Annotated in this window: 20 protein-coding genes; 15 read left to right on the forward strand and 5 right to left on the reverse strand. The window is 64.9% G+C overall.

Features of this window, described 5'->3' with window-relative positions; genetic code table 11:
- The first annotated feature begins 268 nt into the window (after positions 1-268).
- The 4 genes from L2A60_RS13690 to L2A60_RS13705 are packed head-to-tail and all read left to right on the forward strand — an operon-like array spanning position 269 to position 4,773.
- On the forward strand, positions 269-1,354 hold the full coding sequence (locus L2A60_RS13690; protein ID WP_235704988.1) for a sugar ABC transporter substrate-binding protein: 1,086 nt from the start codon (positions 269-271) through the stop codon (positions 1,352-1,354).
- A complete protein-coding gene (locus tag L2A60_RS13695; protein ID WP_235704990.1) occupies positions 1,351-2,817 on the forward strand; it encodes a sugar ABC transporter ATP-binding protein in 1,467 nt (488 codons plus the stop codon). The genes L2A60_RS13690 and L2A60_RS13695 overlap by 4 nt, the downstream gene beginning before the upstream one ends.
- On the forward strand, positions 2,807-3,805 hold the full coding sequence (locus tag L2A60_RS13700) for an ABC transporter permease (RefSeq protein ID WP_235704991.1): 999 nt from the start codon (positions 2,807-2,809) through the stop codon (positions 3,803-3,805). Before L2A60_RS13695 ends, L2A60_RS13700 begins: the two co-directional genes overlap by 11 nt.
- Positions 3,802-4,773 carry an ABC transporter permease gene (locus tag L2A60_RS13705; RefSeq protein ID WP_235704992.1) on the forward strand — a complete coding sequence of 324 codons (972 nt, stop codon included), beginning with the start codon at positions 3,802-3,804 and terminating at the stop codon, positions 4,771-4,773. The genes L2A60_RS13700 and L2A60_RS13705 overlap by 4 nt, the downstream gene beginning before the upstream one ends.
- A gap of 3 nt (positions 4,774-4,776) precedes the next feature.
- On the opposite strand, the gene L2A60_RS13710 is transcribed toward L2A60_RS13705, so the two are convergent.
- Entirely contained in the window at positions 4,777-6,399 is a 1,623-nt protein-coding gene (locus L2A60_RS13710; RefSeq protein ID WP_235704993.1) for an L-lactate permease, read from the reverse strand.
- A 101-nt stretch (positions 6,400-6,500) separates the two neighbouring features.
- The gene (locus L2A60_RS13715) at positions 6,501-7,301 is read right to left on the reverse strand and encodes an IclR family transcriptional regulator domain-containing protein (protein WP_235704994.1); all 801 of its coding nucleotides are present in this window, start codon (positions 7,299-7,301) and stop codon (positions 6,501-6,503) included.
- A gap of 151 nt (positions 7,302-7,452) precedes the next feature.
- On the opposite strand from L2A60_RS13715, the gene gcl reads away from it, so the two are divergent.
- From gcl to L2A60_RS13745, 6 genes are all read left to right on the forward strand, one after another.
- Positions 7,453-9,285 (forward strand): glyoxylate carboligase, encoded by a 1,833-nt coding sequence (gcl, locus tag L2A60_RS13720; protein WP_235704995.1) that lies wholly within the window; start codon positions 7,453-7,455, stop codon positions 9,283-9,285.
- Between the two features lie 55 nt (positions 9,286-9,340).
- Complete coding sequence (gene otnI, locus L2A60_RS13725; RefSeq protein ID WP_235704997.1) at positions 9,341-10,159, forward strand: 2-oxo-tetronate isomerase; 819 nt, start codon at positions 9,341-9,343, stop codon at positions 10,157-10,159.
- Positions 10,156-11,046: a 2-hydroxy-3-oxopropionate reductase gene (locus L2A60_RS13730; RefSeq protein ID WP_235704998.1), complete on the forward strand. Its 891-nt coding sequence runs from the start codon at positions 10,156-10,158 to the stop codon at positions 11,044-11,046. The genes otnI and L2A60_RS13730 overlap by 4 nt, the downstream gene beginning before the upstream one ends.
- A gap of 185 nt (positions 11,047-11,231) precedes the next feature.
- Positions 11,232-12,233 carry an SDR family oxidoreductase gene (locus tag L2A60_RS13735; RefSeq protein WP_235705000.1) on the forward strand — a complete coding sequence of 334 codons (1,002 nt, stop codon included), beginning with the start codon at positions 11,232-11,234 and terminating at the stop codon, positions 12,231-12,233.
- A gap of 5 nt (positions 12,234-12,238) precedes the next feature.
- Positions 12,239-13,321 (forward strand): acetate/propionate family kinase, encoded by a 1,083-nt coding sequence (locus tag L2A60_RS13740; protein WP_235705001.1) that lies wholly within the window; start codon positions 12,239-12,241, stop codon positions 13,319-13,321.
- A gap of 25 nt (positions 13,322-13,346) precedes the next feature.
- On the forward strand, positions 13,347-15,704 hold the full coding sequence (locus L2A60_RS13745) for a phosphoketolase family protein (protein WP_235705003.1): 2,358 nt from the start codon (positions 13,347-13,349) through the stop codon (positions 15,702-15,704).
- Between the two features lie 84 nt (positions 15,705-15,788).
- On the opposite strand, the gene eno is transcribed toward L2A60_RS13745, so the two are convergent.
- The 3 genes from eno to L2A60_RS13760 all read right to left on the reverse strand — a co-directional run bounded on the left by eno (position 15,789) and on the right by L2A60_RS13760 (position 19,298).
- Complete coding sequence (eno, locus tag L2A60_RS13750) at positions 15,789-17,072, reverse strand: phosphopyruvate hydratase (RefSeq protein ID WP_235705005.1); 1,284 nt, start codon at positions 17,070-17,072, stop codon at positions 15,789-15,791.
- Positions 17,073-17,142: 70 nt separating this feature from the next.
- Positions 17,143-17,604 (reverse strand): RidA family protein, encoded by a 462-nt coding sequence (locus L2A60_RS13755; RefSeq protein ID WP_235705006.1) that lies wholly within the window; start codon positions 17,602-17,604, stop codon positions 17,143-17,145.
- A gap of 161 nt (positions 17,605-17,765) precedes the next feature.
- Complete coding sequence (locus tag L2A60_RS13760; RefSeq protein WP_235705007.1) at positions 17,766-19,298, reverse strand: TSCPD domain-containing protein; 1,533 nt, start codon at positions 19,296-19,298, stop codon at positions 17,766-17,768.
- A 160-nt stretch (positions 19,299-19,458) separates the two neighbouring features.
- On the opposite strand from L2A60_RS13760, the gene L2A60_RS13765 reads away from it, so the two are divergent.
- The 5 genes from L2A60_RS13765 (at position 19,459) to L2A60_RS13785 (ending at position 23,775) form a co-directional block, all read left to right on the forward strand.
- Complete coding sequence (locus L2A60_RS13765) at positions 19,459-19,914, forward strand: NADH:ubiquinone oxidoreductase subunit NDUFA12 (protein WP_316044773.1); 456 nt, start codon at positions 19,459-19,461, stop codon at positions 19,912-19,914.
- Positions 19,915-19,962: 48 nt separating this feature from the next.
- On the forward strand, positions 19,963-20,520 hold the full coding sequence (mlaD, locus tag L2A60_RS13770) for an outer membrane lipid asymmetry maintenance protein MlaD (protein WP_235705008.1): 558 nt from the start codon (positions 19,963-19,965) through the stop codon (positions 20,518-20,520).
- 1 nt (position 20,521) lies between these two features.
- Entirely contained in the window at positions 20,522-21,166 is a 645-nt protein-coding gene (locus tag L2A60_RS13775) for a DUF2155 domain-containing protein (RefSeq protein WP_235705009.1), read from the forward strand.
- Between the two features lie 136 nt (positions 21,167-21,302).
- Positions 21,303-22,385, forward strand: coding sequence for an OmpA family protein (locus tag L2A60_RS13780; protein WP_235705010.1), 1,083 nt, complete (start codon positions 21,303-21,305; stop codon positions 22,383-22,385).
- Between the two features lie 310 nt (positions 22,386-22,695).
- Positions 22,696-23,775, forward strand: coding sequence for an OmpA family protein (locus L2A60_RS13785; RefSeq protein WP_235705011.1), 1,080 nt, complete (start codon positions 22,696-22,698; stop codon positions 23,773-23,775).
- The last annotated feature ends 46 nt before the right edge of the window (positions 23,776-23,821 follow it).

Genomic DNA, 23,821 nt, shown 5'->3' on the forward strand with positions numbered 1-23,821 from the left:
TATCCACCACGATGAATACCAAAGTTTAACTCGATGCCGTATTTCACGTTGATTTCGAGCGTGCGCGGGCGTCCTTTTTCGTAAGTCCGGCGATCCTGCGCGCGACATAGAGCGAATTTCGTCCACACCGCGACCGTGATGCTGCGATTTTCATTTGTCAAAGTCCGATCCACTCTGTATTCAACCTATAAGAATCAACGCTGTCGGTGGCGTCTCACGGCGCTTCGGCACGGAATGCGCTCGACAGAAAAACCAACGGAGGAACGCCATGGATCAGGACGCAACGCGCCGTAAGGTCATCGCGGGTTTGACCGCCGGGCTTGGGGTGGCCAGCCTGCCGCGCACCGGATTCGCCGCCGGCCGCAAACTCAAGATCGCGCTGTCGAATTCCTATATCGGCAACGAATGGCGCATCGAAATGGAGAACCTGTTCAAGGCCGCGCTCCAGATGGAGCCCTATAAAAGCCAGGTCGAAGGTTCCTGGTTCAATTCGGGCAACAATGTCAGCCAGGAAAGCCAGCAGATTTCCGGGATGATCGCCGAACGGATGGACGCGATCCTGGTCGATTCCGCCTCGCCCACCGGGCTGAACGGCATCATCCAGCAGGCCCATGCGCGCGGCATTCTGGTGATTTCGTTCGACAACGTCGTGACCACCCCGGCCGCGATCAAGGTGAACACCGACCAGGTCAAATTCGGCGAAACCCTGGCGGCGTGGCTCGCCAGGAAGCTCGATGGCAAGGGCAATGTCATCATGGTCACCGGCGTCGCCGGCACCACGGTGAACGAGGACCGCAACAAGGGCGCCGACATGGTCTGGCGCAAGCATCCGGGCATCAAGGTGGTCAACCGCTACGCCGGCAACTGGGATTCGGCGACGGCGGAGAAAAACACCGCCGCGATCCTGCCCAGCCTGCCGAAAATCGACGGCATCTGGTGCCAGGGCGGCACCGATGGCGTGCTGAAAGCCTTCATCGCGGCCAAGCGCACCCCGCTGCCGCCCACCGCCGGCGAGGCGGAAAACGGCTTCCGCAAGTTCATGCTCGGCTATATGGGCCAGAAGGTCGATGGGCTGTCGATCGGCCAGCCGCCCTATCTGGTTCTGGTCGCGCTCGAACTGGCGCGCCGCATTCTACACAAAACCTATCCGCGCCGCGACATCACCATCCCGTTCCCGTTCGTCACCGACGCGACAGTCAAGGTCGGCGAGACGGTATTCCCGCACCTGCCGGACAGTTTCTTCACCGATTTCACCGATAGCGGGCCGCACGCGGTGGTGAAAATCTGCGTCGACGCCGCGACCAAGGGCACGCCCTGTCCGGGCCGGCTGACCGTGCATCTGCCGAAAGCGTGACCGTGCCGGCCGCGATCGCGGCGTGTTCGGTCAGCAAATCCTTCGGCGGCGTCAGGGCTCTGACCAAAGCCTCCTTCGCGGCCGATTCGGGTAGCGTTCACGCGCTGGTCGGCGAAAACGGCGCGGGCAAATCGACCCTGATCAAAATCCTCGGCGGCCGGATCGCGCCGGATGAAGGCGAGGTTCTGGCCGATCCAGCGCTGCGCATCGGCATCGTGTTCCAGGAACTCACGCTGCTGCCCTATATGCGGGTCGCGGATAATCTGCTGCTCGGGCGCGAACCGCGCTCCCACCTCGGCCTGATCGACCGCGCCGCGATGCCCGGCCTCGCCGAGCGCAGCCTTGCCGAACTCGGCATCACCCATATCGATCCGCGCGCTCTCGCCGCCGATATTTCGCTCGCCGAACGGCAGATCGTTGAAATCGCGCGGGTGATTCTCGCATCGCCCGGAATCCTGCTGCTCGACGAGCCCACCTCGGCGCTGGTCGAGCGCGAGGTCGCTTGGCTGTTCGCCCGCATCCGCGCGCTGCGCGCCGCAGGCACCGCCATCGTGTTCACCTCGCACCGCTGGGCGGAAATCGCCGCGATCGCCGACCGGATCACGATTTTCCGCAACGGCTCGGATGTCGGCAGCTTCGACTCGATCGACGAAACCGAAGCGATCACGCTGATGACCGGGCGGCGGCTCGAAGCCCTGTTTCCCGCCCGCCCGCCCGCGCCGGATGGTGCTCCGGCGCTCGAACTCGCCGGCGCGCGCGCCGCCGGCACCGCGCAACTCGATTTGGCACTCCATCCCGGCGAGATTCTCGGCGTCGGCGGCCTCGCCGGGCACGGCCATCGCGCGTTGTTCTTTGGCCTGTTCGGTGCCCCCGGCTTCATCGAGGGCGCATTGCGCGTCGCCGGCAAACCTCGCCGGATCAGAACCCCGCGCGATGCGATCCGTGCCGGCATTGCCCTGGTGCCGGAAGACCGCAAAAGCGAGGGGCTGTTCCTGCCGCTCAAGGTTCGCGACAACCTGACCCTGCCGATCCTGAGACGACTTTCCCGGCTCGGCGCGATCGATCTCGGCGCGGAACGGCGAATCGCGAGCGACACCATCGCCCGGCTCGCCATCCGTACGCCGAGCGCCGCCCAGCCGGTCGGCGCGCTCTCGGGCGGCAACCAGCAGAAGGTTCTTCTCGGGCGCTGGCTTCTCACCAAGGCGCGGATTCTGCTGCTCTACGATGTTACGCGTGGCGTCGATGTCGCGACCAAGCACGAGATTTACGAGCTGGTGGTGCGGCTTGCGCGAGAGGGCTACGCGATCCTGTTCTATTCGTCGGACGCCGAGGAACTCGCCCATCTCTGCCGCCGGGTGCTGGTGATGCGGCGCGGCGCGATCGTCGCCGATCTGCCCGCCGAACAACTTTCGGCGGAGGCGATCGTCTCGGCGGCGATGCGCGAGGCCGCCGATGCCGCCTGAAACATCGAGCCTGACCCTGCCGCGCGGCAGCCGGCTCGGCCACACGATCGCCCAGAATATCGGGCTGATCCTGGCGGGGTCGATCCTGCTGCTCGCCATTCTCGGTTTCGTGCTGATCTATGCGCTGGAACAGCATCGGCTGCCCGGCAATTTCGAACTGACCTCGACGGTCAACAGCGCGATGCCCCTGGTGTTCGCGGCGGTGGGGCAGAGCTTCGTGGTGCTGACCAAGGGGATCGACCTCTCGGTGGGTGGCGTGGTCGATCTCGCCAACGCAATGGCTGCCGTCACCATGGGCAAAACCCTGGGCAGTGCGCTGCTCTGGTCGGTGGTTATTCTGTTCGTCGGCGCGGCTTGCGGTCTGCTCAACGGGTTGCTGGTGGGGCTCGGCCGGCTACAGCCAATCGTGGTCACGCTCGGCACGCTGTCGATTTTTCAGGGGCTCGCCATCCGCGTGCTGCCGCAGCCCGGCGGCGCGATACCGCCCTCCTTCACCGATCTGCTGGTCAACCCGAACGCGCCCTATGCGCTGATTTTCATCGTGCTGCTCGGGCTTGGCTGGGCCGCGTTCCGCCGCTCGCGCCCCGGCGTCGATCTCTATGCGATCGGCAATGACGAAGCGGCGTCGCGCACGCTCGGCGTGAATGTTCTGCGCACCAAGATCATCGCCTATATGCTGGACGGCCTTCTGGCCGCCGCCGCCGGGCTGTTTCTCGCCGCCAGCGCCACGGCGGGCGACGCCACCACGGGCGATTCCTACACGCTGACCTCGATCGTCGCCGTGGTGCTCGGCGGGGTCTCGCTGTTCGGCGGGCGCGGCTCGGCGATCGGCGCGATCGCCGGCGCGCTGATCACCACGCTGATCGTCGACATCCTGTTTTTCGGCCATGTCGATCCGCTGTTCCAGTCGTTCTACGAGGGCGTATTCCTGCTGATCGCGGTGGTGGCGGGCGGCGTGATCGGCGGCGCGATCAGGCGGCGCCGATGAAGGCCGCGATGAAATACCTGCCCCGTCTCGCGCCGGAATCCTGGCGCGTCGTCTACGCCATCGTCGCGGCGATCGTTCTGTTCCTGATCGGCGAGGCGGTGCATCCGGGCTTCCTCGGCCTCGCCAACGTCGAAACCATCCTGGTCATCGCCTCCTTTGTCGGGCTGGTGGCGGCGGGGCAATGCTTCGTCATCCTGATCGGCGGCATCGACCTCTCGGTGCCCTGGGTGCTGAATGCCGGTGCGATCGTGCTCGCCACCACCTCGATGGGGCTGGACGCCCGCGCGCCGCTGGCCGTCGCCGCGACCCTCGGACTCGGCATCGCGGTCGGGGCGGTAAACGGCGCAGGCGTGGCGTGGTTCGGCATTCCGGCGGTGGTGATGACCCTGGCGATGAACGGCATCATCGAAGGGCTGGTGCTCGGCTTCACCGGCGGTTTCACCTGTGCGGCGTGTTCGGCCTATGCGCCGCCGGTGGTACAAAGCCTTGCCCACGGCGCCCTGCTCGGCGTGCCGGATGCGCTGTGGCTCTGGGTCGTGGTGATCGTGCTGGTCTCCGCCGTGCTCAGCATCACCCGGTTCGGCCGCGCGACCTATGCGCTCGGCAACAACCCGCGTGCGGCGGTGCTCGCCGGGGTCGACGCGCGCGGCCTGACCATCATGCTCTATGCGGCGAGCGGGTTTTTCGCAGCTCTTGCCGGCATCATGCTGGTTGGCTTCGGCGGCCAGGCCTCGCTCGGCATGGGCGATCCCTACCTGTTCACCTCGATCGCGGCGGTGGTGATCGGCGGCGTCAACATCCTCGGCGGGCGCGGCCATTATCTCGGCGTCGCGGCGGGCGCGGTCAGCCTGACCGTCCTGGTCTCGGTGCTCCTCGCGCTGAACATGCCCGACTATGTGCGCAGCATCGCCTATGGCGTGGTGATTCTCGCCCTGCTGCTCGCCTATGGCCGGGAAACCGAAACCTGAAACTCAGTGCCCGCCGAGCAGCATCGTGCCGGGCGCCAGGAAGTAGAATCCGATGCCGATCACCACGAGATAGGCGAGCAGGATGAAGGTCCAGCCCATGTTGTGGCGGATCACCGCGCCCTCGTTACGCACGAACTTGCTGGTCGAAACGCCGACGCTCGCGGTCTGCGGCGCGACCGGCTTGCCCACTTCCGCACCCACCGAATTCAGCGAGGGCAATAGCAATACCGGGAAGCCGAGCAGCCGCCCGACCGTGACCTGGAAGAAGCCGAACATCGCGTTGGTCGAGGTGTTGCTGCCCGACAGCGCGACGCCGATCCAGCCCAGGATGGGGGCGACGATGATGAAGGCGGTGCCGATCTTCGAGAAGCCGGTGGCGAGCGAGGCGGCCATGCCGGAGAAGTTGAAAATGAAGGCGAGGCCGAAGATGAAGACGCCGACCAGGAGCGCACCCCACATCTGATGCCAGGTGCGGCGGAACGCCTCGGCATATTGCGCCCCCGTCATGCCGAGCGGCAGGCTGACGATCAGCCAGGCGACCGCGATCGCGGTGCCGCCGATGAATGGCGAGAAAATGAAGGCGGCGATCACCTTGGTACCTTTATGGATCGACGAGCCGGCGGCGACCGCGAGCTTGAACCCGACGATGCCGGGCAGCGGCGACCACGGCCCGGTCCACAGCACCACCACGATGATCAGCACGATGAACGGCAGCCAGGCGCGGAAGATCTGCGCGCCGGAGAGTCCGTGCGGCTCGCGGCCGAGAGCGGCCGTGGCGGCATCGACCGGCACGCCGCCATAGCCGAGCACCCGCGCCGGCTTCCAGAATTTCAGCAGCAGCAACAATGCGCCGAAGCTGACGATCGCGCCGGTCACGTCCGGCAGATACGGGCCGAGATAGACCGCGACCGGGTATTGCCCGGCGATATAGGCGAGCGAACCCACCACGGCGAGCGGCCAGCCGTCGCTGAAGCCGGTTTTCCCGGTGACCAGATAGATCAGCACCCAGGGCGGCAGCAGCGCCAGCACCGCGACGATATGGGCGATCGACGCCGACAGCGCGAGCAGCGGCAAGCCGGTCACCGCGGCGAGCGCGATGATCGGCACGCCGAGCGCGCCGTAGGACACCGGCGCGTTATTGGCGATCGCGGCGACGCGGATCGCGTCGAGATCGGGGATGCCGAGCCCGATCAGGATGGGAGCGACGAACGCCCAGGGGTAGCCGAAGCCGACCAGCCCTTCAAGCAGCGCGCCGAACGCCCAGGCGAACAGGATCGCCTGCACCCGCACATCGGCGGTGCCCTGCGCGGTCAGCCAGCGGCGGAACTGGTCGAACACGCCGGTCAGGGTGAGCGAATTGAACAGCATGACGCCCCAGAAGGTGATCCAGTCCACCGCCCAGATGCCGGTGAGCGAACCATAGATATAGGCGCGGATGCCGCTGCCGACCGGCATCCCCCACACGATCACCGCGAGCAGGAAGGTGACGATCGCGCCGATCAGCACCGAAATCCAGGCGGAGACGCGGAACACCGCGAGCAGCACCAGCAGAACCACCACCGGTACGAGGGCGAGAATCCAGGTGAGGAACAGATTTCCCGTCGGGTTCAGCACTTGCTGGAACATGGTTACCCTCTACGGCAATTCCTATCGCATAACGATATAGTAACTAACCATCTCCAGCCTGTCTACTAAATTAGCGCAGCGTCTGGATATTCACGATCGGCTCAATGCGGCTTTCCGCCCATCTGCGCGGTGATCCGCCGCGCGGTTTCGAGAACCGAGCCGCCGAGCCCCGCGACCCGCTCGTCGCCGATGCGCGCCATCGGCCCGGAGGCCGACACCGCCGCGATGACATCGCCGGTTTCGTCGAATATGGGTGAGGCGATGCAGCGCAGCCCGACCGCGTGTTCCTCGTCGTCCACCGCATAGCCGGCGGCGCGCACCCGATCGAGATCGGCGCGCAACGGGGTAGGGGCGGTGATCGTCTTCACGGTCAGCCGGGGCATGCCGTGGCGATGCAGGATTTTCGCAAGCTGTTTCTCGGAAACCGCCGAAAGCAGCGCCTTGCCGACCGCCGAACAGTGCAGCGGCACCCGCGAGCCGGGCCGCGCGAAGGTCCGCATCATCTGCCGGCATTCGACCTGGGCGAGATACACCGCCTGGCCTTCATCCTCGGTCGCGAGATTGACGGTCTCGCCGCTGTCTTCCATCAGGCTGCGCATGTATGGCCGGGCGAGACTGACGAGATTGCGGGTTTTCATGAACGCGCAGCCGGAAACGAAGGCCTGCACGCCGACCGACCAGAGCCTGGTTTCCTGGTCGAACCGCACATAGCGCTCCTGCTCCAGCGTCGCGAGCAGGCGATGCGCCGTCGAAGCCGGCAGGCCGACCTGCTGTGCCAGATCGGTCAGGGTGCTGCCCTCCTCGGTCGCTTCGGCCAGCCGGTTGAGCAGGGTCAGCGCGCGGATCAGCGATTGCACCTGATCGCCGCCCTTGCGCTCGCGTTCGGTCACCTGTCGCGCCATGCCAGTCTCCTCTGTCGCGGCATCATCGGAAAGGAAAACTCACAGTCGGAACCAAAATCCGATCATGTCTTTCCACGATACGGGATTATTACCACAAAATTCGCCGACCCGCTACAAGCCATCCAAGGACATCGGGGAACGAGGCAGAATCATGGCCAGAATGAGAGCGATCGAAGCGGCGGTTCGCGTGCTGGAACGCGAGGGAATCACCGTGGCGTTCGGCGTGCCGGGGGCGGCGATCAATCCGCTCTATGCGGCGCTGAAAGCGCGCGGCGGCATCCGCCACATCCTTGCGCGGCACGTCGAAGGCGCGTCCCATATGGCGGACGGCTATTCCCGCGCGAAACCGGGCAATATCGGCGTGTGCATCGGCACCTCCGGCCCGGCCGGCACCGACATGATCACCGGGCTTTACGCGGCCCAGGCCGATTCCATCCCGATTCTGTGCATCACTGGCCAGGCGCCGCGCGCCAAGCTGTACAAGGAGGATTTCCAGGCCGTCGATATCGAAACGATCGCCAAGGGCGTCACCAAATGGTCGGTTTGCGTGCGCGAGCCTGCATTGGTGCCGATGGTGTTCCAGCAGGCGTTCCACGTGATGCGCTCGGGCCGACCGGGTCCGGTGCTGATCGATCTGCCGATCGACGTGCAGATGGCCGAAATCGAGTTCGACGACGAGACCTATCAGCCCTTGCCGGTTCACAAGCCGGCCGCGTCGCGTCCGCAGGCGGAAAAGGCGCTGGCGATGCTGAACGCGTCCGAGCGGCCGCTGATCGTCGCCGGCGGCGGCATCATCAATGCCGATGCCTGCGATCTTCTGGTCGAATTCGCCGAACTTACCGGCGTGCCGGTGATCCCGACCCTGATGGGCTGGGGCGTCATCCCCGACGATCATCCCCTGATGGCCGGCATGGTCGGGCTGCAGACCAGCCATCGCTACGGCAACGCGACGTTCCTGGACTCCGACTTCGTGTTCGGCATCGGCAACCGCTGGGCCAATCGCCATACCGGCTCGATCGAGGTCTATACCAAGGGCCGCACATTCATCCATGTCGATATCGAGCCGACCCAGATCGGCCGCGTGTTCGGGCCAAATTTCGGCATCGTCTCGGATGCGAAGGCGGCGCTTACCGCCTTCATCGCGGCGGCGCGCGAGATGAAAGCGTCAGGCAAACTCAGGGACCGATCCGACTGGGCCGCCGCCTGCGACCATCGCAAGCGCAACATGCTGCGCAAGTCGCATTTCGATACGGTGCCGCTCAAGCCGCAGCGCGTCTACCAGGAAATGAACGAGGCGCTCGGGCGCGACACCTGCTACGTCACCACCATCGGCCTGTCGCAGATCGCCGGCGCGCAATTCCTGAAAGTCTACAGCCCGCGCAACTGGATCAATTGCGGCCAGGCCGGCCCGCTGGGCTGGACCCTGCCCGCCGCCCTCGGTGTGCGCGCCGCCGATCCCGACAAGAAAATCGTGGCGCTGTCGGGCGATTACGATTTCCAGTTCATGCTGGAGGAACTGGCGGTCGGCGCGCAGCACAAGCTGCCCTATCTGCATGTCGTGGTGAACAACTCCTATCTCGGCCTGATCCGCCAGGCGCAGCGCGGCTTCCAGATGGATTTCGAGGTCAGCCTGGCGTTCGACAACATCAACGTCGAACCGGACGAAGACGCGGTGCGCGGCTATGGCGTCGATCACGTCATGGTGGCCGAAGGACTGGGCTGCAAGGCGATCCGGGTGAAAAGCCCGAACGAGTTCAAGGACGCCTTCGCGCGGGCGCAGCAGTTGATGGACGAGCATCAGGTGCCCGTGGTGCTCGAATTCATCCTCGAGCGCGTCACCAATGTCTCGATGGGCACCGAAGTCGACAACATCAACGAATTCGAGGAAATCCTCTGTCTCGATCCAAGTCTTTCGATTAAGAAGAGCCAGGATATGGGGCGCATCGAAGCCGGTGAAAAGAAGCTCGAACCAGCGTCACGCTGACCCGCCCCGAACGTCCATCAGGTCCATCAGGTCCATCGGTTTCAAGGAGGCTCGTATGCCGAGATTCGCCGCCAATCTGACGATGCTGTTCAACGAAGTGCCGTTTCTCGACCGTTTCGCCGCCGCCGCCGCTTCGGGATTCAAGGCGGTCGAATTCCTGTTTCCCTACGAATACGACAAGGCAGTTCTGAAAGACACGATCGCCGCCAACGACCTGTCGGTCGTGCTGCACAATCTGCCGGCGGGAAACTGGGCGGGCGGCGAGCGCGGCATCGCATCCGATCCAGGCCGGGTCGCGGAATTCCGCGACGGGGTTACGCGCGCGATCGACTACGCGACGGCGCTTGGCTGCCCAAGGGTGAACTGCCTCGCCGGCATCGTTCGGCCTGAAAATGCACCGCAAGCGCGCGAGACGCTGGTGGAGAATCTGCGTTTTGCCGTACCCCGCCTGAAGAATGCCGGAATCGAGCTGCTGCTGGAGCCAGTGAATACCCGCGACATTCCCGGATTTTTCGTCAATCGCACGCGCCAGGCGCTCGACATCATCGACGAGGTCGCTTCGGATAATCTCAAGCTGCAATTCGACATTTATCATGCGCAGGTGATGGAAGGCGATCTCGCCCGCACCATCGAAGCCGAATTCGACCGCATCGGCCATCTCCAGCTCGCCGACAATCCGGGTCGCCATGAACCCGGCACCGGCGAGATCAACTATGCCTATCTGTTCCGGCGGATCGACGAGCTCGGCTATGAAGGCTGGATCGGCTGCGAATACAAGCCGCGCGCCGCGACCGAGGCCGGACTTGGCTGGCTCGCGCCCTATCTCGACAAAAAACCCGCATCGACAACGCACAACAAGGAATCGATCGCATGAGCAAAATCGGCTTCATCGGTCTCGGCATCATGGGCAAGCCGATGGCGGCCCACCTGATCGCTGGCGGCCACACGCTGTTCATCCGCGATGTGGGAAAACTGCCCCAGGACCTGATCGATCAGGGAGCGACGCCGTGCGCGAGCGGCCGCGAGGTGGCATCGCAGGCCGACATCATCATCACCATGGTGCCGGACACGCCGCATGTCGAAGCCGTGCTGTTCGACAAGGACGGCGTGGCCGAAGGTCTTGCCCAGGGCAAGATCGTGGTGGATATGAGCTCGATTTCGCCAATCGCGACCAAGGGCTTCGCCCAGCGGATCAATGCGCTCGGCTGCGACTATCTCGATGCGCCGGTCTCCGGCGGCGAGGTCGGCGCCAAGGCGGCCAGCCTGACCATCATGGTCGGCGGGCCGGATCGCGCCTTCGCGGTGGTGAAGCCGATCTTCGACCTGATGGGCAAGAACATCACTCTTGTCGGCGGCAATGGCGACGGCCAGACCACCAAGGTCGCCAATCAGATCATCGTGGCGCTGACCATCGAGGCGGTGGGCGAGGCATTGCTGTTCGCCTCCAAGGCCGGGGCCGATCCGGCGCGGGTGCGCACGGCACTGATGGGCGGCTTCGCGAACTCGCGGATTCTGGAAGTCCACGGCGAGCGCATGGTCAATCGCAATTTCGAACCCGGTTTCCGCATCGAGCTGCATCAGAAAGATCTCAACCTGGCGCTCGCCGGCGCGCGGTCGCTCGGCATCAGCCTGCCCAACACCGCGACCTGCCAGGAATTGTTCAACGCCGCCGCGGCGGCGGGCGGTTCGGCGTGGGATCATTCGGGCATGGTCCGCGTGCTGGAACGGCTCGCCTGCCACGAAATCGGCGAGGGACGCTGACACCGCGAACAACGGCAACACGATCATGCGTTAGTTAATCTGATTTAGTAATGAATATTCGGGGCACGCCGGTCATGCGATCGGCGTGTCTTTTTCAAACATGAACCCAATGTCATGTGGCTTCCTCTCCTATCGGCATTGCCGCGTGCCAATATCGCCGGGGACGTGAAACGGGAGAGACGGCGATGACCAGACTGGCGGTCGTAACCGGCGCGGGTGCCGGCGTGGGGCGCGCCGTGGCGCAGGAATTCGCGCGGCAGGGCTGCGATGTCGGGTTGATCGGGCGGGATCGGGACCGGCTGGAAACCGCCGCCGCCGAGTTGCGCACCTTGGGCGTGCGCGCCTGTGCCGCCCCGGCCGACATGGCCGATGCCGAAGCGGTGGAGCGCGCCGCCGATGCCATCGAGCAGGCGCTTGGCCCGATCGACATCTGGGTCAACAACGCCATGGCGACGATTTTCGCACCGGTCGCCGAAATCGACCCCGCCGAATTCAAGCGGGCGACCGAGGCGACCTATCTCGGCACCGTTCATGGCACGATGACAGCGCTGCGCCGCCTGAAGCGGGTCGATCAGGGCACCATCATCAATGTCGGCTCCGCCCTGGCCTATCGGTCGGTTCCGCTGCAATCGGCCTATTGCGGGGCGAAAGCGGCAATAAAAGGGTTTACCGACAGTCTGCGCAGCGAATTGATCCATGACCGGAGCAATATCAAGCTGTCCATGGTGCATCTGCCCGCCGTCAACACCCCGCAATTCGACTGGGCGCTGAACAAAATGGGCCGACGCGCGCAGCCGGTGCCGCCGATTTACGCGCCGGAGGTTCCGGCCAGGGCGATCGTGTTCGCGGCCTTCCACCATAGGCGCGAAATCTGGGTCGGCATGCCCACCGTGGTCGCGATCATGGCAAACCGGATCGCCCCCGGCCTCGCCGATCGCTACCTCGCCACCGCCGGCTATTCCGGCCAGATGACCGATCAGATCCTGCCTGCCGATGCGCCGGCCAATCTGTTCGAGCCGGTGCCGGGGCGCTACGGCGCGCGCGGCCGGTTCAGCGATCGCTCGCGCAAGGGCAGTTTCGAAATGTTCACCGACCGGCACAAGGCCGCCGCATGGTCGGTGGCGGCGGTGGTCGGCATCGGCGCGCTGGCGGGGTTGCACGCGCTCGCGAAGAAATACGATTTCTGACCGAAATGACCGGCCGCGCGATCCTGACCCTCAACGCCGGATCGTCGAGCGTGAAATTCGCGGTGTTCCTCGCCGGCAATCCGCCCCGGCACGCTCTTCAGGGCGCGATCGAGGGAATCGGCGCGCAGCCGCGATTCCGCGCTGGTGATACCCAGGAAGACTGGTCCGATACCGAGGGGTTCCACGCGCTGACCGGCCGGCTGCTCCGCTGGATCGAAGCGAACGAAACCGCCGGCCCGCTGGTCGCGGTCGGCCACCGCATCGTCCACGGCGGCGACGATTTCACCGCCCCGGTGCCGCTCGACGACGTTGTTCTTGAACGGCTCGCCGCCTTGGCGCCGCTCGCCCCGCTCCACCAGGCGCATAATCTCGAGCCGGCGCGGATGGTCGCCCGGCACCGGCCCGATCTGCCGCAATTCGGCTGTTTCGATACCGCGTTTCACCGTACCATTCCGCCACTGCACCGCACTTTGCCGCTGCCGGCGAAACTCGGGCTCCGGCGCTACGGGTTTCACGGCCTGTCCTACGAATTCATCGCGCACCGGCTCGCCGAACTCGGCATCACGCGGCATCGCGTCGTTATCGCGCATCTCGGCAACGGCGCGAGCGCCTGTGCGCTGCGCGATGGTGTCAGTATCGACACCACCATGGGCGCGACCGCGCTCGACGGGATGATAATGGGCACAAGGTCCGGTTCGGTCGATCCCGGCGCGCTGCTCTATCTGATGACCGAACGCGGCTTCGATGCCGAAGCGCTTACGAATCAGCTCTATGACGAGAGCGGGCTGAAAGGTGTGTCCGGCCTCTCCGGCGACATGCGCGAACTGCACAAGAGCGATAAGGCGGAGGCACGGCTCGCGATCGCGCTGTTCGTGCTGCGCGCCGCACAGGAAATCGCGCGCATGGCGGTCTCGCTCGGCGGCATGGAGTGCCTCGTATTCACCGGCGGCATCGGCGAGAACGACGCGGCGATCCGCGATGCCATCGCCGAACGCCTTGCCGGTGCCGGCATGGCCACGGAAATCCGCGTGATCCCGACCGACGAGGCAGCGATGATCGCGCGGCACGTGATGGAGCAACTTGGTTAGGGTACACACCCTGGAGGAGGCGGCGATGGCGAAGCGGAAATCGGCTCTTTCGGCGCGAGACGCGAAACTGATCGATGCGTATTGGCGTGCTGCGAATTATCTCTCCGTCGGCCAGATCTATCTGATGGACAATCCGCTGCTGCGCGAAACCTTGCGCCCCGAGCACATCAAGCCGCGCCTGCTCGGCCATTGGGGCACCACGCCAGGGCTGAATTTCGTCTATGCGCATATGAACCGGCTGATCCGGGCGCGCGACGTGAATGCGATTTTCATTTGTGGGCCGGGTCATGGCGGCCCGGCGGCGGTGGCTAACGTGTATCTCGAAGGCACCTACAGCGAGATTTATCCGAATATCGGCCGCGACGAAGCCGGATTGAAGCGCCTGTTCACCCAGTTCTCGTTTCCCGGTGGAATCCCGAGCCATGTCGCACCCGAAACGCCGGGTTCGATCAACGAAGGCGGCGAACTCGGCTATGCGCTGCTGCATGCCTATGGCGCGGTGTTCGACAATCCCGATCTGCTCGCCTGCTGCGTGATCGGCGATGGCGAGGCGGAAACCGGCGCGCTCGCCGCGAGCTGGCACTCCAACAAATTCCTCAACCCCAGGCGCGACGGCGCGGTCCTGCCGATTTTGCACCTGAACGGCTGGAAAATCGCCGGCCCCACTATTCTCGCGCGCATCGCCGAGGCCGATCTGTTCGCTTTGCTGCGCGGCTATGGCTACGATCCGCGCATCGTCGCCGGCGACGATCCGATGACGATGCACCATGCGATGGCCGAAGCGCTCGATGCCGCGCACGACGCTATCGCCGCGATCCAGAATCAGGCGCGCGCTAACCAAAACGCCATCGAGCTGCCGCGCTGGCCGATGATCGTTCTGCGCACGCCGAAAGGCTGGACCGGACCCAAGGCGGTCGATGGGCTGAAGGTGGAAGGCACGTTTCGCGCGCATCAGGTGCCGCTCTCGGCGGTGCGCGACAACGACGCGCACCGCGCCATGCTCGAAGCCTGGATGCGCGGCTACAAACCGGAGGATCTGTTCGACGATACCGGTGCGCTGATCCCGGAACTCGCGGCGCTGGCGCCGGAGGGCGCGCGGCGCATGGGTGCCAACCCGCACGCCAATGGCGGGCTGCTGCGCCGCGACCTCGATTTGCCGGATTTTCGCGACTATGCCGTCGATGTCGCGGTGCCGGGTGCGACGATGGCGGCGTCGACCCACGTGCTCGGCGCCTGGCTGCGCGACGTGATCGCGCGCAATCGCGAAACCTTCCGGCTCATGGGACCGGACGAGACCGACAGCAATCGCCTGTCGGCGGTGTTCGAGGCGACCGACCGGGTCAGCATGGCCGAACGCACCAAGGACGATGTCAGCGTCGGCCAGGATGGACGGGTGATGGAGGTGCTCAGCGAGCATCTGTGCCAAGGCTGGCTGGAAGGCTATCTGCTGACCGGGCGGCATGGCTTGTTTTCCTGCTATGAGGCGTTCATCCACATCGTCGATTCGATGGTCAACCAGCACGCGAAATGGCTGAAGACCACGCAGAAAATCGACTGGCGCAAGCCGATCGCCTCGCTCAATTATCTGCTGACCTCACATGTCTGGCGCCAGGACCATAACGGATTTTCCCATCAGGACCCTGGATTCATCGACCATGTCGCCAACAAGAAGGCCGATGTGGTACGGGTCTATCTGCCGCCCGACGCCAACACGCTGTTATCGGTCGCCGATCATTGCCTGCGGAGCAAGAATTACGTCAACGTGATCGTCGCGGGCAAACAGCCCGAGCCGCAATATCTCACCATGGAGCAGGCGATCGTCCATTGCACCGCGGGTCTCGGCATCTGGGGCTTCGCCTCGAACGATCACGGAGTGGAGCCGGATGTGGTGATGGCCGCCGCCGGCGACGTGCCGACGCTGGAAACCCTCGCCGCGATCGACCTGCTGCACCATCATTTGCCCGAGCTGAAAATCCGCATGGTCAACGTGGTCGACCTGATGGCGCTGCAACCGCCCTCCGCGCATCCGCACGGCATGGACGATCACGATTTCGATTCGATTTTCACCACGGACCGGCCGGTGATTTTCGCCTATCACGGCTATCCGATGCTGATCCACCAGCTGACCTATCGCCGCGCCAATCACCACCAGTTCCATGTCCACGGCTATCGCGAGGAAGGCACCACGACGACGCCGTTCGACATGACGGTGCTGAACGAACTCGATCGATTCCACCTCGCGATGGCGGTGATCGATCGGGTGCCCGGCCTGTCCAGCACGGCCGCGCATGTTAAGCAGGAACTGCGCGGCCGGCTGATCGCGCATCGGCGCTGTGTCACCACCACCGGAGACGATCTGCCCGAAATCCGCGACTGGCGCTGACCGGCAGCCGATAACTGAAATAGGTTACAAAGCGGCCCTTTGTTTCACGTGAAACAAAGGGCAGTTATTGTGACTAACTTTTGGTCATACTCGCCGGTGCAAAATATTGCGCCCGGCGAAGCGCGCGGCCGGCCCTAGTTCGGCTTCGATGCGCATGAGCTGGTTGTATTTCGCGGTGCGGTCGCTGCGCGCGAGGCTGCCGGTCTTGATCTGCCCGGCATTCACCGCGACCGCGATGTCCGCGATGGTGGCGTCCTCGGTTTCGCCGGAGCGGTGGCTGATGATCGTCGCCATGCCGGCGCGATGGGCAAGCTCGATGGTTTCCAGCGTTTCGGTCAGCGTGCCGATCTGGTTTAGTTTTACCAATATTGCGTTGGCGGAGCGGGCTTCGATGCCGCGCCGCAGGCGGGTGGGGTTGGTGACGAACAGATCGTCGCCGACGATTTGCATTCTGGAACCTAGTTCCGCGGTGAAATACGCCCAGCCGTCCCAGTCATCCTCACCCAGCGGGTCTTCGATCGAGATGATCGGGAATTGGTTGGCGAGGCCGGCGATGTAGGCGGTCATGCCGGCGGCATCGAGCACCTTGCCCTCGCCGTCCAGGTGATATTTGCCGTCCCTGAAGAACTCGTTCGCGGCGCAATCGAGCGCGAAGGCGATGTCCTCGCCCGGCTGGTAGCCGGCGCGCTCGACCGCCTTGCTGATGAAGCCCAAAGCCTCCTCGGCCGATTTCAGGCCCGGCGCGAATCCGCCCTCGTCGCCGACATTGGTGTTGTGGCCAGCATCATGCAGGATTTTTTTCAGCGCGTGGAATACGTCAGCACCCATGCGCACGGCGTCCGCGATGGTTGCGGCACCGACCGGCTGGATCATGAATTCCTGGATGTCGATCGGGTTGTCGGCGTGCTTGCCGCCATTGACGATGTTCATCATCGGCACCGGCAAGGTGCGCGCATAGGCACCGCCGACATAGCGGTAGAGCGGCATGCCGACATCATCGGCGGCGGCCTTGGCGACGGCGAGCGAGACGCCGAGGATGGCGTTGGCGCCGAGGCGGGATTTGTTCGGCGTGCCGTCGAGGTCGATCATCAGCTCGTCGATCATGATCTGCTCGCCGGCGTCCATGCCGCCGATCGCCTCGAATATCTCGCGCTCGACGGCGGCGACGGCGTTGCGCACACCCTTGCCGCCGTGGCGGGTTTTGTCGCCGTCGCGCAGCTCGACCGCTTCATGTGCTCCGGTCGAGGCGCCGGAAGGGACGGCGGCGCGGCCCATCGCGCCGGACTCGAGAACCACATCGACCTCGACCGTGGGATTGCCGCGGCTGTCAAGAATTTCGCGGGCGATGATGTCGGCGATGGCGCTCATGGCGTGTCCCCTTCCTGCTGTGCCGGGCGGGGAATACGCGAGGTGCCGGGTCTGCGCAATCAGGGTGCGGTCAGCCGAGTTGAAACATCCCTTCGACCTCGACGGCAGCATCGAGCGGCAGGGAGGCGACGCCGATGGTCGAGCGGGCGTGGCGGCCGAACTCGCCGAACACCGCGACCGCGAGATCCGAAGCGCCGTTCATGACCTTGGCATGGTCGGTGAAAAATGGGGTTGCGGCGATGAAGCCGCCGAGCCGAACCACGCGGGCGACCGCGCCGAGCCCGCCGGGCAGGGAAGCGTCGAGCTGGGCGAGGACGTTGATGAAGCAGAGCCGCGCCGCGCGAAGCCCGGCATCGATTTCGACCTCCTGGCCGAGCTTACCGGTGACGGCGACCTGCCCGTGTTCCAGCGGCAATTGGCCGCTGACGATGACGAAGCCGTTGGCGATGACGATCGGCACGTAATTTGCTGCCGCCTTGGCAGGCTTGGGCAGGGTGATGCCGAGTTCGGTCAGTTTTTCGTAAACGCTCATATCTAGTGTTCCGTTTCGGAAATTTGTTTACATTGCCAAAAGTGTTCTACGAATTTCCGAAACGATAGAACACTAGAAAACCTCTGATTCTAGTGTGGCTTCTGATTCTGAAATTCCTAAAATCGCCGCCACAACCCCGTAAGAATTTCAGCATCGCCACACTATCCCACCAGTTTGAGAACCGGGCGCTGGCGCTTCGGGCGCGCTGTATCCGATGCGGGCAGATCGAGCGGCAGCAGCGGCACGTGCCCGAGGGCATCCGAAGCGGCCTCCTCAGCCTCCGGCGCGTCCGGCAAATCGCGGCGATCCAGATAATTGGCGGCCAGATGGCGGAACACGTAATCGAGCAGCGAGGTTGCCTGGGCAATTTCGGGGTCGCCCTCGACCGCGCCGGCTGGACCGAATCGGGTGAAGGCGAAGGCATCGACGAATTCGTCGAGTGCCATGCCGTGCTGCAGCCCGAGGCTGATCGCGGTGGCGAAGGCATCGGCAAGGCCCCGGAACGCGGTGCTTTCCTTCGGCAGCGATAGAAAAATCTCGCCAAGTCGGCCATCGGGGTATTCGCCGGTGCGGAGAAACAGTTTGTGGCCGCCCACGGCGGCTTTCTGGGTATAGCCGCCGCGTCTTGCGGGCAGTGGGTCGCGCGCGGCGCCGGCCATTGCGTGGCGCGGGGGCAGGGCCTGTTGCGTTTCGGGCATCAGGGCGCAGAACGGGGCGACGGCATCGTGGATCGCGGCGAGAGACGCCCGATCGGCCACGCCGAACGGGTCTTCGCCGGCGATGATGGCGGCGAGCGCGTCCTCCGCCGGGCGGCCCGAGGCGGCAAGCCTGGCGCGCGCCCATCGGGCGAGCCTGCCATCCGAATCGAGCGCCGAGAGCGGGGCGGCGATTCCCACGGTCTCAATGCCGAGCAAGGCTTCAACCGGGCCAGGCGGCAGGATGCCGGTGAGGGTGCGGTGCTGGCGCAGCCCCAGCGCGGTGGCCTCGCGCTGCATCTCGGCGGCGCGCGCGATCAGGCCCTGGATCGGGCAGGATTTCGGCAGTGTCATCGCGGCGATCGGCTGGCCGGGGGCGATGCCGCGCGCGAGCAGCCGCGCCGAGGCGATATCGGCATGGGCGGCGAGCAGCGCGGCCAGGGCGGCGGCGAGATTGCGGGCATCGTCGCTGCCATAATCGAGATCGAGCCGGGCGAGCAGGAGCGACAGATCGGCCATACCGAGGGCGAGGCGCTGCGCCGCCGGATTGGCGAGGCTGAGCGTCAGCACTGCCGATTCGACGGCGGTGCCGAAGCCGGCGAGGTCGAACTGGCCTTCCATATCGAGAAATTCGGGAAGGTTGAACACGAAACCGGGCAGGGTCTCCGGCTTGCCGCGCCATAGTCCGGGCGAGGGGGCGGCGCGCCGGTCGCGCAGCAGGATATGGAGCGCGGTCGCGATATCCTCGGCGATGCCGGCCTCGCGCGCGGCGGCGGCGATCGGGTCGATCCAGGCACAAGCGGCCTCGGCGACGCCGATCATCGCGGACGAGGCGCGCAGGGCGATCAGCCCGGCGGCGGATTGCGCCGGCCAGGATGCCGGCAGAATCGCCGGCTCGGTTGGCCGATCGGGGTCGGCGGCGGCTTCGACCCGGTGCAATCGCACCCCGCGCCAGGGTGACGGGACAGGGCGGTGCGGTCCGGCGCGATCTTTCAACATGCCGGCAGACTAACGCGATCGCGCCGGGCATTCCAGAGGGAATCGACGCTATCTTGTGGATATTCCGGCAAGCGACCACAAAATCCTGTGGATACTCGTCGATTGGCGCGGGGCGCGGAACGGATGGACCGATCCGGCCCGATCCTCTATAGAGCGTCGCATGAATGGAAACAGCGACACTGCACCGGCCGCCGGTGCGGACTCTGGTTCTGCCGCCGTAAGCCTGGCTTCATTGGGCGGCTGGCGCGCCTTGTTCGCCAATCCCGGTCTCGTGCTGAATACCATGCGTCGCGGCAGCTTCGTCGGGCAGGATGCGACGGGCAACCGCTACTACCAGGAAATCAAGCCGACCCGTCCCGACGGCCGTGGGCGGCGCTGGGTGGTCTACGCTAACCGGGCGCGCGAAGCCTCGCTGGTGCCGCCGGAGTGGCACGCCTGGCTGCACTTCACCACCGACCAGCCGCTGCCGGAGCAACCGCGCCGCCCGTGGCAGCGCCCTTACGTGCCGAACCAGACCGGCAGCGCCGGGGCCTATCGCCCGCCCGGCCATGATTATGAGGGCGGCGTTCGGGCGCGCGCCTCCGGCGATTACGAGCCCTGGACGCCGGACGCCTGAAGCCGGCCGCGCGCCGCACCCGCCCATTCTTCAATAAGAAAGTATCCGATGCAGCGTCGTGTTTCCGAAATCATCGCAGGACTGGCCGTAATCGTGGCCGCCTTGGGGTTTCTCGCCTTCACCTTCTCCAGCACCAGGACGGCGGCGCGGAACGGCTATATTCTGCATGCCCAGTTCGGCCATATCGGCCCGCTGAAAGTCGGGTCGCCGGTGAAGATCGCCGGGGTGACGGTGGGACGGGTGACCAAGACCGAACTCAACCCGCAGAGCTATGCGGCGATCGTCGATTTCTCGATCAATCCCAAGGTACAGGTGCCGAAGGACAGCAGCGCCGCGATCGAGAGCGAATCGCTGCTCGGCGGCGATTACCTGTCGATCTCGCCGGGCGGGTCGAACACCATGCTGAAACCGGGCGGTGCGATCATCGTGACCCAGTCGGCGATCAATATCGAATCGCTGCTCGGTAAATTCGTGTTCAGCGCGGCGAATTTCGCCTCCAATACGGCGAAGGGCGGCGGCACGCCGGCGCCGGATTCCGGGGCGGCGAAGACCGGGCTGCCGAAGACCGGCCTGTCGGGCGGCGGCGGGTCGAACGGCGCGCAATGAGATGATCGGGCGCATTGCGATCGCTGTCGCGATCGGGACGATCGGTGCGATCGGTCTCGCGCGGGCAGGTAGCCCCCAGGTCCTCGCGGTGCCGGAAGCGCCGCCGGTCGCATCCGTGCCGCAGGCGCTGCCGGCTCCCGACCTGCCGTCGCCGCAGGTTCCGGCGCTAACCCTGGCCCAGCCGCCGGGACTGGTGCGCAACCCGTTGCCCAAATCGATGATCCAGCGCGGGACATCCGGGACCGCGCCGGGTGCGGCCGGGGGGAACGGCCAGACCCAGGCGGTGCAGGCGAAGCCGGTATGGATGCCCCGCGACGGGGCGATCCTGGACATGCTCGACAAGGAGGATGGCGCGGTGACCCGGCTGAGCGTGCCGGTCGGTTCCAGCTTCGCGCGCGGAAAACTGCGGATCAAGGTCGGAGCCTGCGTGGTGCGGCCGAAGGATGCACCGCCGGATGCTGCGGTTTACCTTACGGTGAGGCGGATCGCCGGGCCCGCTTCCAACGACGCGCAGAATACCGCGACGAGCGATGCCGCGCCGGATTCGCCGCTGTTCCGAGGCTGGCTGATCCGCTCCGAGCCGGGTGCCGTGGTGGTGGGCGACGCGACGGTGACGTTCAGGGTTATCGGCTGTTCCGGCGGATGAAGCCGCAGCGTAACGCATTGGTTAGGATGACGATATCTTAATTGACAAACCGAGCCCGGCTGCGCGACAGGTTATTGCACCCAATCGATCCCCGGCCCACATTATCTGCGGGATTCGTTTGTCAAATGGAGGCTTCATGACATACCGTTCGATTCTGCTCGCCGCGACATCCGCCGCCGCGGTGGTGTTTGCCGTGTCTTCGGCTCACGCGCAGATGCTGGGGCAGGTGCCCGGCGCGGTGACGGGACCCTATGTCGATCTCGGATTAGGCACCAGCCTGATGCAAAGTCAGAGATACACGGTCGCGCCGAAGGCCATGGGTGAGACCGGCACCATGATCTTCCGCCCGAGCTATGCCGGGCAGGTCGGCGTGGGCTATGGGCTCGGCAACGGCTTCCGGGTCGAACTGGACGGTAATTTCTTTCGCAACACCGCTGTCAAGGCCAATGACCATCTGTTCGGCGACGCCCATGTCCATGGCGGCGTCAATACCTACGGCCTGTTGCTGAACGGCTATTACGACTTCCAGACCGGCACCAATTTCATGCCGTTCATCGGCGGCGGTATCGGCTATATGTGGCAGAAATTCCAGCATGTCGGCCTGCCGGCGCCCGATTCCCAGGTCGGCGGCACCTATGGCAGCTTCGCCTTCGATGTCGGCGCCGGCGTTGCCTATAATATCACCTCGGTTCCGGGTTTGGCGCTGACCGCCCAGTATCAGTACATCGAGCTGACCCATGCGCGGAAATACAATGATTACGGCACCGTGGTGAATATGGGCCATTCCGGCAACCACGAGATCCTGCTCGGCGTGCGCTACGAGCTGTTTCCGCCGGCACCTCCGCCGCCGCCCGCGCCGGTTCCGGTCGCGGCTCCGGCTCCGGCTCCGGCGCGGACCTATCTGGTGTTCTTCAACTGGGACAAGGCCAACCTGACGCCGCGCGCGACGCAGATCGTCGCCGAGGCGGCGCACGCCTCGCAGACCACGCATGTGACCAGGCTGAACGTGAACGGCTATACCGACACTTCGGGCACGCCGGCCTACAACATGAAGCTGTCCTATCGCCGGGCCGACAATGTCGCGGCGCAACTGGTCTCCGACGGGGTGCCGAAGCAGGACATCATGATCAAGGGCTATGGCGAGACGCATCTTCTGGTGCCCACGGGTCCGGGCGTGCGCGAGCCGCAGAACCGCCGCGTCGAGATCATCCTGCACTAAAAAACAAACGGTTTGGCGCGCAGGGCTGGTGTGGCGGCTGCGTGCCAAACCGCATGGTCTATCCCCGGCTCAGGCCGGGGTTTTTTGTTCCGCACTGAATATTGCCAAGAACACAATAATGACGATATCAAAATAAAACTTGACTTTGTGGCTTCAGTGCAACAGCATGTGGAAAACCGGCCAGAAGCGGCGCCGAAAGCCATGTTGTATCTCCTAATGGCGCAAGGGCGATGCTAAATAGCGCTCATCGACCAGCTCACGGCCGGTTCGAATGTTTGAACAGGTATCCGGGCGCACGAGGAGACAACGAATGAAGTTTCGCACCACCCTTTTGGCGGCCAGCTTTATCGCCGCGCCGGCGCTTCTGCCCGTCGCGGCGAAGGCGCAGCCGGTCACCGGCCCCTATGTGAGCGCCGGGCTCGGCTACAACATCATGAACAGCCGGAAGATCAAGAGCGTCACCGCCGACGGCGTCACCACCAATCTCGGTGCCAAGATGCTGTTCCATAACGGTTTCGCCGGTGAGGCCGCATTCGGCTACGGCTTCGGCAACGGCTTCCGGGTGGAGCTGGAAGGCGACTACTTCAACAACCAGGCCCATAAGGTTGATGAAAGCGGCGCCCAGTTTGTCGCCGGCGGCAACGAGAAGAAATACGGCTTCATGGTCAACGGGCTGTACGATTTCGATATCGGCGTGCCCTATGTCTATCCGTTCGTCGGCGCGGGTATCGGCTATCAGTTCCTCGACTGGCGCGATGTCACGGTCGGGCCCGGTGTGAATATTCACGGCACCAAGGGCAGCCTCGCCTATCAGGGCATCGTCGGTCTGTCCTTCCCGATTCCCGCCGCGCCGGGCCTGTCGGCGACGCTGCAATACCGCTACCTCGCCACCACCGGCAGCAACCGCTATCACGGCATCGTCGATGGCGTTCCGTCGACCTTCAAGGTCGGCCACGAATCCAACAATATGATTCTTGTCGGGTTGCGCTACGAGCTGTTTCCGCCGGCACCTCCGCCGCCACCCGCGCCGGTTCCGGTCGCGGCTCCGGCTCCGGCTCCGGCGCGGACCTATCTGGTGTTCTTCAACTGGGACAAGGCCAACCTGACGCCGCGCGCGACGCAGATCGTCGCCGAGGCGGCGCACGCCTCGCAGACCACGCATGTGACCAGGCTGAACGTGAACGGCTATACCGACACTTCGGGCACGCCGGCCTACAACATGAAGCTGTCCTATCGCCGGGCCGACAATGTCGCGGCGCAACTGGTCTCCGACGGGGTGCCGAAGCAGGACATCATGATCAAGGGCTATGGCGAGACGCATCTTCTGGTGCCCACGGGTCCGGGCGTGCGCGAGCCGCAGAACCGCCGCGTCGAGATCATCCTGCACTGATCTGGCGCACTGTCGACTGCGAAAACCCCGGCTCAGGCCGGGGTTT

It is taken from the genome of Acidiphilium iwatense, assembly GCF_021556475.1.
Classification (GTDB): domain Bacteria; phylum Pseudomonadota; class Alphaproteobacteria; order Acetobacterales; family Acetobacteraceae; genus Acidiphilium; species Acidiphilium iwatense.

Coding starts and splice junctions, on each gene's coding strand:
- L2A60_RS13775 (WP_235705009.1), top strand. CDS start 20,522: ATGATCGGGCGCATTGCGATCGCTGTCGCGATCGGGACGATCGGTGCG.
- L2A60_RS13715 (WP_235704994.1), bottom strand. CDS start 7,301: ATGGCGCGACAGGTGACCGAACGCGAGCGCAAGGGCGGCGATCAGGTG.
- L2A60_RS13755 (WP_235705006.1), bottom strand. CDS start 17,604: ATGAGCGTTTACGAAAAACTGACCGAACTCGGCATCACCCTGCCCAAG.
- L2A60_RS13735 (WP_235705000.1), top strand. CDS start 11,232: ATGACCAGACTGGCGGTCGTAACCGGCGCGGGTGCCGGCGTGGGGCGC.
- gcl (WP_235704995.1), top strand. CDS start 7,453: ATGGCCAGAATGAGAGCGATCGAAGCGGCGGTTCGCGTGCTGGAACGC.
- L2A60_RS13760 (WP_235705007.1), bottom strand. CDS start 19,298: ATGTTGAAAGATCGCGCCGGACCGCACCGCCCTGTCCCGTCACCCTGG.
- L2A60_RS13705 (WP_235704992.1), top strand. CDS start 3,802: ATGAAGGCCGCGATGAAATACCTGCCCCGTCTCGCGCCGGAATCCTGG.
- otnI (WP_235704997.1), top strand. CDS start 9,341: ATGCCGAGATTCGCCGCCAATCTGACGATGCTGTTCAACGAAGTGCCG.
- L2A60_RS13700 (WP_235704991.1), top strand. CDS start 2,807: ATGCCGCCTGAAACATCGAGCCTGACCCTGCCGCGCGGCAGCCGGCTC.
- L2A60_RS13745 (WP_235705003.1), top strand. CDS start 13,347: ATGGCGAAGCGGAAATCGGCTCTTTCGGCGCGAGACGCGAAACTGATC.
- eno (WP_235705005.1), bottom strand. CDS start 17,072: ATGAGCGCCATCGCCGACATCATCGCCCGCGAAATTCTTGACAGCCGC.
- L2A60_RS13740 (WP_235705001.1), top strand. CDS start 12,239: ATGACCGGCCGCGCGATCCTGACCCTCAACGCCGGATCGTCGAGCGTG.
- mlaD (WP_235705008.1), top strand. CDS start 19,963: ATGCAGCGTCGTGTTTCCGAAATCATCGCAGGACTGGCCGTAATCGTG.
- L2A60_RS13785 (WP_235705011.1), top strand. CDS start 22,696: ATGAAGTTTCGCACCACCCTTTTGGCGGCCAGCTTTATCGCCGCGCCG.
- L2A60_RS13765 (WP_316044773.1), top strand. CDS start 19,459: ATGAATGGAAACAGCGACACTGCACCGGCCGCCGGTGCGGACTCTGGT.
- L2A60_RS13730 (WP_235704998.1), top strand. CDS start 10,156: ATGAGCAAAATCGGCTTCATCGGTCTCGGCATCATGGGCAAGCCGATG.
- L2A60_RS13780 (WP_235705010.1), top strand. CDS start 21,303: ATGACATACCGTTCGATTCTGCTCGCCGCGACATCCGCCGCCGCGGTG.
- L2A60_RS13710 (WP_235704993.1), bottom strand. CDS start 6,399: ATGTTCCAGCAAGTGCTGAACCCGACGGGAAATCTGTTCCTCACCTGG.
- L2A60_RS13690 (WP_235704988.1), top strand. CDS start 269: ATGGATCAGGACGCAACGCGCCGTAAGGTCATCGCGGGTTTGACCGCC.